The organism is Stenotrophomonas sp. STEN021 (assembly GCF_056760175.1).
In genome coordinates, this window is sequence record NZ_JBRREH010000135.1 from 1 (window position 1) to 7392 (window position 7392).

The following is a 7392-nucleotide window of genomic DNA, read 5'->3' on the forward strand; positions in this document are numbered from 1 at the left end:
CGTACTAAAAACCTCCTCCCCCCCCCCGTGGGGGCCCCCCCCGGGGGGCGGTCGGTTTCTTCACCCCCCCAACACCCCCCCCCCCCCCCCCGGTTTTACCCAACCCCCTTCCCCAAACTCCCCGTGACCTGATGCGTGCCGACTTCTACCTGATCGCCAAGCCGCGCTTTCTCACCGAGCCACTGAAGCTGGTGTGCGAACTCGCGCGCAAGGCCAACGATGGCGGTCTGTACACGTTGGTTCTGGCGCGCGACCAGGCCCAGGCCGAGGAACTGGACGAGCTGCTGTGGTCGTTCGACCCTGACGCCTACATCCCGCACCAGATCATCGGTGAGGACGTGGACGAGGAAGAAGCCATCGTGCTGATCGCCACGCCGGGTGCCGACGCACCGGAGCGTCCGCTGGTGATCAACCTGCGTGACGAGCCCTACCTGGGCGCCTGCGACCGTGTGCTGGAAGTGGTGCCGGCCGATCCGGCCGCGCGTGAGCCGCTGCGTGAGCGCTGGCGCCAGTACAAAGCCGCCAACTACACGCTCAACAAATACGACATGTAATGCGAAACCGGGGTGGGGGTGGGGGGGTTTGGGGGGGCAAACGCGCCGGCGCCCCGGGGTGGGGGGGGGGGGGGGGGGATTAAATTTTGGGGGGCCCCGCGCCCCCCCACCGCCCCCCCCGCCCCCCCCACAACACCTTCTCTACTCCCCCCCCGGGGGGGGGGGGGGGGGGTGCCCCCCACAACCCCCCTCCCCCCCACCCGGGTTTCGCTCGTTTCCAGCTCCTAATTACTGGTTCCTGCCCCATGACCCAACTCGCCTCCAGCTACGACCCCAAATCCTTTGAAACCGCGCTCTATGAGTCGTGGGAGAAGGCCGGCCTGTTCAAGCCGTCCGGCAAGGGCGAGCCCTACACCATCCTGCTGCCGCCGCCGAACGTGACCGGCACCCTGCACATGGGCCATGCCTTCCAGCAGACGCTGATGGATGCATTGATCCGCTACCACCGCATGCGTGGCTACGACACGCTGTGGCAGGTGGGTACCGACCACGCCGGCATCGCCACCGAAATGGTGGTCAGCCGCAACCTGGCGCTGGAAGGCAAGGGTGAAACCCGCGACTCGCTGGGCCGCGATGGCTTCATCGACAAGGTGTGGGAGTGGAAGGCACATTCGGGCAACGTGATCGAAGGCCAGATGCGCCGCCTCGGCACATCCGCCGACTGGTCACGCAGCACCTTCACCATGGACCCGGGCCCGAGCGAGGCGGTGATCGAGTCCTTCCTCCGCTGGCACGAACAGGGCCTGATCTACCGTGGCCAGCGCCTGGTCAACTGGGACCCGGTGCTGAAGACCGCCATTTCCGACCTGGAAGTGGAGAGCGTGGAAGAAGACGGCTTTATGTGGTCGATCGCCTACGCGCTCAACGACGGTGCCAGCTATGAGCACGTCGAAGTAGATGCCGACGGCAACGAAATCCTGCGCGAGACCCGCAATTACCTGGTCGTCGCCACCACCCGTCCGGAAACCCTGCTGGGCGACACTGCAGTGATGGTGCACCCGGAAGACAGCCGCTACGCGCACCTGATCGGCAAGAGCGTGACCTTGCCGCTGACCGGCCGCAGCGTGCCGGTGATCGGCGACGACTACGTCGACAAGGCCTTCGGTACCGGCGTGGTCAAGGTGACCCCGGCACATGACTTCAACGACTACCAGGTCGGCGTGCGTCACAGCCTGCCGATGATCAACCTGTTCACCACCACCGCCACGCTCAACGAAAACGCCCCGCAGCAGTACCAGGGGCTGGACCGTTATGCAGCGCGCAAGGTGATCCTGGCCGAGCTGGAAGACCTTGGCATCCTGGTCGAGACCAAGGCGCACAAGCTGCAGGTGCCGCGTGGCGACCGTACCGGCCAGGTGATCGAGCCCTATCTGACCGACCAGTGGTTCGTGAAGATGGACGGGCTGGCCAAGCGCGGCCTGGAGCTTGTGGAGAACGGCTCCATCAAGTTCGTGCCGGGCAACTGGATCAACACCTATCGCCATTGGATGGAGAACATCCAGGATTGGTGCATCAGCCGCCAGCTGTGGTGGGGCCACCGCATTCCGGCGTGGTTCGACGAAGCCGGCAACTGCTACGTGGGCCGCAACGAAGCCGACGCCCGCGCCAAGGCCGGGCTGGGCAACGAGGTGGTGCTGACCCAGGACAGCGACGTGCTGGAGACCTGGTTCTCCTCGCAGCTGTGGCCGTTCTCCACCCTGGGCTGGCCGAACGAAGCGGCGATGGCCGAGCGCGGCTTTGAGCGCTACCTGCCGTCGAACGTGCTGATCACCGGCTTCGACATCATCTTCTTCTGGGTGGCGCGCATGATCATGGCCACCGACAGCTTTACCGGCCAGATCCCGTTCAAGGACGTCTACATCACCGGCCTGATCCGCGACGGCCAGGGCCAGAAGATGTCCAAGTCCAAGGGCAATGTGCTCGATCCGCTGGACATCATCGACGGCATCAGCATCGACGACCTGGTTGCCAAGCGCACCCACGGCCTGATGCAGCCGAAGATGGCCGAGAAGATCGAGAAGGCCACGCGCAAGGAATTCCCGGACGGCATCATCGCCCACGGCGCGGACGCGCTGCGCTTCACCATCGCCGCGCTGGCCACCCACGGCCGCGACATCAAGTTCGACATGAGCCGCGCCGAGGGCTACAAGAACTTCTGCAACAAGCTGTGGAACGCCAGCCGCTTCACCCTGATGAACACCGAGGGCGCGAGCTTCACTGGCGTGCCGCAGCCGCGCACCGATGCCGAGCGCTGGATCCTTGCACGCCTGGCCAAGGTTTCGGCTGAAGCACAGCAGCACTACGCCGACTACCGCTTCGACCTGTTGTCGCAGGCGCTGTACGAATTCGTCTGGAACGAATTCTGCGATTGGTTCCTGGAACTGACCAAGCCGGCCTTGAGCGGCGACAACGCCGAGGATGCCGCCAGCACCCGCCACACCCTGCTGTACGTTCTGGAAGCAGTGCTGCGCCTGCTGCACCCGCTGACCCCGTTCGTCACCGAGCAGCTGTGGAAGCAGGTAGCGCCGCGTCTTGGCATCAGCGCCGAGTCGTTGTCGCTACAGGCCTATCCGACCGCGGAGGAATTTGCCGGCGACTACGCGCAGGCCGAAGTCGACGTGGAATGGTTCAAGACCATGGTCAGCGCCTTGCGCCGTGTGCGCAGCGAGTTGAACGTGCCGCCGTCCAAGCAGGTGCGTTTGCTGCTGCAGGGTGGCCAGGCTGCCGATCGCAGCCGCCTCGACCGCTTTGCCTCGCAGCTGCGCTTCCTGCTAAAGCTCGAAAGCATCGATTGGTTGGCTACTGATGCGGTGACGCCACCGGCTGCAGCTGCCATTGTCGGCGAGCTGAAGCTGCTGGTGCCGTTGGAAGGGTTGGTTGATCTGGATGCCGAGCGTGCGCGTTTGGACAAGGAAATCGCCCGCGTTTCTTCGGAGAAAGAGAAGAGCGAGGTCAAGCTGTCCAAGTTCACCGACAAAGTGCCGGCGGCGGTGGTTGAGCAGGAGCGTGTGCGTCTGGTCGATTGGAACAGCCAGCTGGCCGGCCTGCAGGAGCAGCGCGCGAAGCTTTGAGGCTTGCTGATTGTTATTGTGGAGAACGCCGCCTTCGGGCGGCGTTTTCTTTTGTGCGGATTGGAGAGCTAAAGACCAAGAGCTGAAAGCCAAGAACGAAGAGCCCCCTCATCCGCCCTCCGGGCACCTTCTCCCGCGCGCGGGAGAAGGGACTGCAAAGTGCCATGCACTTCTGCGGGTTGGCTGAGTTCCTTGGGCTCACGCGCGCGGTGTCGATTGCTCAGGGAGCCTGCTGTCCAAGTAAATCTGTGCAATCCAATCCCTTCTCCCGCGCGCGGGAGAGGGGACTGCAAAGTGCCATGCACTTCTGCCGGTTGGCTGAGTTCCTTGGGCTCACGCGCGCGGTGTCGATTGCTCAGGGAGCCTGCTGCCCAAGTAAATCTTTGCAATCCCTTCTCCCGCGCGCGGGAGAAGGTGCCCGGAGGGCGGATGAGGGGGCTTTTGGGCTTTTGGGCTTTTGGGCTTTTGGGCTTTTGGGCTTTTGGGCTTTTGGGCTTTTGGGTTTTTGGGCTTTGGGGCTTTCACCTTCCCGCAACACTCCACCAAACCCGGCTACCCTGCCCCAGCACCCCAACGACCGAACCCAATGTCCCTCGGCATCTTCTGCGCCGTCCTGTTCGCCGCCCTGCTCCACGCCAGCTGGAACGCAATCGTCAAACTGGGCGGCGACAAGCTGCTGACCACGATTCTGGTCACCGGTTGGGCTGCCGTCCTGTCCGCCATCGCCCTGCCCTGGCTGCCAGCCCCCGCCGCAGCAAGCCTGCCCTGGCTCGCCGCATCAGCCATTCTTCAAACCGGCTACTACGTGCTGGTCGCCCGCGCCTATCACCGCGCCGACATGAGCCTGTCCTACCCATTGATGCGCGGCTGCGCGCCCTTGCTGGTCGCCATCGCCGGCACCTGGCTGTTCGACGAGCACTTGTCTGCCAGCGCGTGGAGCGGTATCGCCCTGATCAGTGCCGGCATCCTGTGCATGGCCGGCAGCAGCAGCATCAGCAACCTCCGCCTGCCGCTGTGCATCGCGCTGGTCATCGCCACCTACACGCTGGTCGACGCACAGGGCGCACGCCTGTCCGGCAATGCCTTGAGCTACACGCTGTGGCTGTTCCTGCTGTCCGGCTTGCCGCTGCCGATCTGGGCCTTGTTCGCCCGCCGCCGGCAGCTGGGCAGCTATCTACGCGGCAACTGGCAGCGCGGACTGGTCGGCGGTATCGGCACCACCGCGTCGTATGCGATCGCGCTGTGGGCGATGACCATCGCGCCGGTCGCGGTGATCGCCGCACTGCGCGAGACCTCGATCCTGTTCGCGCTGCTGATCTCGGCACTGCTGTTGAAAGAACACATCAGCCGCAAGCGCCTGCTCGCGGCGGCACTGATCGTCGCCGGCGTGGTGCTGCTGCGGCTGGCATAGCCAACGCCGCGCTCAGAGCGGCGGCATCACGCTGATGTCGTCGTCCACCAGTTCCATCGCCATCACCAGCGCATCTTCGCGCCCGCTGGCAGTCGGGTAGTAACGCGGACGGCGGCCGATCTCATTGAAGCCCTCGCTGTGGTACAGCGCGATGGCCGAAGTATTGGATGGCCGCACTTCCAGAAACACCCGCAATGCGCCGCGCTGCCGCGCAACCCGCACCAACTCGCGTAGCAGGCGCCGGCCGTAGCCGCGCGATTGGCATAGCGGGTCAACACAGACATTGAGCACATGCGCCTCTTCGACGGCAATGCTGAGCACGGCGTAGCCAGCGATACCGTCATCCTGCACCAGTACCCGGCACGGGTAGTCAGCACGCAGGCAATCCTGGAAGATGCCGCGCGTCCACGGGAACGGATAGGCGCGCAACTCCACTTCCATCACCGCATCCAGGTCCCCTTCATGCATGGGGCGCAGGACCAACCCCAGCGCGGTCATTGCCGTGATTTCCGCCGCAAGCTGCGCAGCTGCGGCCACAGGGCTCGCTTGGCGGCCGGATTGGCGCGCAGCTCGGCCAATGGCCAGCTGTCCATCAGTGCGCGGGTTTCCGGCTCATTGGGATTGCAGCCGGAGGCACGCAACAAGGCGATCTGCAGGCGGTCGGGCATCCCCAAGCCGCCGCTGCGACGAACACTACCCGCTGCGCCGGCAGCGGATACCGGCGCGGGTGCAGTGCTCGGTGCCTGCGGTGCCTTTGCGGCCACTTCACGCGGCGGGGCAACAGCAACCGGCTTGGTCACCGTGCTCTGCGGCGGTGCCGCCCGCTCCACCGCTACCGTAGCGGTATCAAAGGCTGGCGCAGCAACGACTGGCGGCGCATCCAGCGCGCCGCCTTCCAGATAAACGGTGTAGCCCATCGCCTGCAGCCATGCCTGCTGCTCGGGGGTCCACACCGGCTCGGGCGAGAAACCGATCACTGCACCTTGCCGGCCGGCTGCCGCCAGCGCTGCAACAGCCACATCACCGGGCCGGACAGCGCATAGATCACGCCGACCACCAACAAGGTCCGCGCCGGGTCCAAGACCACGATTGAAATGACGATAGGCACCAACGCCAGCACCACGAACGGCACGCGCTCCGAACGCGGGCCCTTTTCATTGCCGCCCTTGAAGCTCCAGAAGCGAATCCGGCTGACCATCAGCAGGCCGGCGACGATGGTCACGCCCAAGGCCACGTAGCGCAGTTCCTCTCCGCTCCAGCCCAGCGTGCCGTCGGCGAAGGCCCAGACGAAGGACATCATCAAACCGGCGGCGGCCGGGCTGGCCAGGCCAACGAACCAGCGCTTGTCGACGGTGCCGACCTGGGTATTGAAACGGGCAAGGCGCAGCGCCGCGCAGGCCGCATACAGGAAGGCCGCTGACCAGCCAACCCGGCCCAGCACGTCGCCATCGAACTTCAGAGAGGACAGGGCCCAGTGGTACATCACCAGTGCCGGCGCCATGCCGAAACTGACCAGATCGGCCAGCGAGTCGTATTGCACGCCGAATTCGCTGCTGGTTCCGGTCAAGCGCGCAACCCGGCCATCCAACCCATCCATGACCGCAGCCACGAATACAGCGACGCTGGCGTTGACGAACTGCCCGTTGGAGGCGGCAATGATCGCATAGAACCCGGCAAACAGCCCGGCGGTGGTAAACAGGTTCGGGAGCAGGTAGATGCTGCGCGAACGCGGTGGTGGTCTCAATTCGTCCATACCCGCCAGTTTAATCGACTTGCCAGCCGCGTCACCGGGTGCTGCAATCGCTGCCTGCCCTGTTCCGGTGCCTGGAGTTGCCATGCTCACCCTGCCACGCCTCTGCTGCCTGCTCCTGCTCGGCACCGCTGCCACCGCCAGCGCGGCCAATCTGTACAAGTGGAAGGACGCCAATGGCGTCACCCAGTATTCCGAGCGACCGCCGGCCGGCAAGCAGTTCGAAACCCGTCGCATCACCGCCAGCGGTGCTTCTGTCGCCGAGCCAGAGGTTTCAGCCGAAGCCGGCGAATCCGAGCAGTGCCTGGGTGCACGCAGGAATCTGCAATTGCTGAACGGCAATGGTCCAGTCAGTCAGGGCGTTGGTGCCGATGGCAAGCCGGGCGCTCCGCTGGATGACGCCCAGCGCGCGGCACAGAAGCAGCTGGCCGAGGCGGCAGCTGCGGTCTATTGCAAGCCTGCGCCGAAGGACTGAGCTGGTAACTGACAGGCAAAACCGGGGTGGGGGGTGGGGGGGGGGGGGGGGTTGGTTGCCGAGGGCGAGCGGCGGGGGTGCGGGCGGAGCTGTGGTGGGTGGGGGTGGGACGGCGGGGCGGCGGGGGCGGT

General features: G+C 65.3%; 7 protein-coding genes. 4 read left to right on the plus strand and 3 right to left on the minus strand.

Annotated elements, in window-relative coordinates; genetic code table 11:
- Positions 1-128 precede the first annotated feature (128 nt).
- From ACVOL0_RS19745 to ACVOL0_RS19755, 3 genes are all read left to right on the plus strand, one after another.
- Positions 129-554, plus strand: a complete 426-nt coding sequence (locus ACVOL0_RS19745) for a DNA polymerase III subunit chi (protein ID WP_296253457.1) — start codon at positions 129-131, stop codon at positions 552-554.
- A 245-nt stretch (positions 555-799) separates the two neighbouring features.
- On the plus strand, positions 800-3625 hold the full coding sequence (locus ACVOL0_RS19750; RefSeq protein ID WP_481550531.1) for a valine--tRNA ligase: 2826 nt from the start codon (positions 800-802) through the stop codon (positions 3623-3625).
- 586 nt (positions 3626-4211) lie between these two features.
- The gene (locus ACVOL0_RS19755) at positions 4212-5036 is read left to right on the plus strand and encodes an EamA family transporter (RefSeq protein WP_481550532.1); all 825 of its coding nucleotides are present in this window, start codon (positions 4212-4214) and stop codon (positions 5034-5036) included.
- A gap of 12 nt (positions 5037-5048) precedes the next feature.
- Here the strand turns inward: ACVOL0_RS19755 and rimI are convergent, their stop codons facing one another.
- Genes rimI through pssA form a run of 3 tightly spaced genes read right to left on the minus strand, consistent with a single transcriptional unit; the run spans position 5049 to position 6789 of the window.
- Positions 5049-5534: a ribosomal protein S18-alanine N-acetyltransferase gene (gene rimI, locus ACVOL0_RS19760; RefSeq protein WP_481550533.1), complete on the minus strand. Its 486-nt coding sequence runs from the start codon at positions 5532-5534 to the stop codon at positions 5049-5051.
- Positions 5531-5953 (minus strand): alanine acetyltransferase, encoded by a 423-nt coding sequence (locus ACVOL0_RS19765; protein WP_481550535.1) that lies wholly within the window; start codon positions 5951-5953, stop codon positions 5531-5533. The genes rimI and ACVOL0_RS19765 overlap by 4 nt, the downstream gene beginning before the upstream one ends.
- A gap of 56 nt (positions 5954-6009) precedes the next feature.
- Entirely contained in the window at positions 6010-6789 is a 780-nt protein-coding gene (gene pssA, locus ACVOL0_RS19770; protein ID WP_481550536.1) for a CDP-diacylglycerol--serine O-phosphatidyltransferase, read from the minus strand.
- Positions 6790-6871: 82 nt separating this feature from the next.
- Between pssA and ACVOL0_RS19775 the strand changes: the two genes are divergently transcribed.
- The gene (locus tag ACVOL0_RS19775; RefSeq protein ID WP_481550534.1) at positions 6872-7261 is read left to right on the plus strand and encodes a DUF4124 domain-containing protein; all 390 of its coding nucleotides are present in this window, start codon (positions 6872-6874) and stop codon (positions 7259-7261) included.
- The last annotated feature ends 131 nt before the right edge of the window (positions 7262-7392 follow it).